Source organism: Neolewinella lacunae (assembly GCF_014349155.1).
GTDB classification, from domain to species: Bacteria; Bacteroidota; Bacteroidia; order Chitinophagales; family Saprospiraceae; genus Neolewinella; species Neolewinella lacunae.
Map to the genome: position 1 here is coordinate 674 of NZ_JACSIT010000125.1, position 245 is coordinate 918.

Here is a 245-nt window from a genome sequence, read left to right on the forward strand (position 1 = left end):
GAGCCGATGGGCGTAGCGTTCAGGTCAGCACCGGGGTAGATGTTGGCCGTGATCGTTACGTTGGTTCCGGAGCAGTTGTCTACCGCGCGGACACCGGCGGCGTCGAGGCGGATGTAGGCCGCGCAGATGTTGCCCGCGTTAGTCGTGTAGACCAGGTCGGCGTCGGTGATGCCGTCAAAGTTGCGGTCCTGGCTCGGGCCGGTGAAGACCGGTGGCGTCGTGTCGCCCACTTTCACCACCTGGGT

General features: G+C 64.9%; 1 protein-coding gene. It reads right to left on the reverse strand.

The annotated features are described in order from the left end of the window. The coding region (locus tag H9S92_RS22915) for a hypothetical protein (protein WP_187467329.1) at positions 1 to 245 on the reverse strand (245 nt) is incomplete at both ends.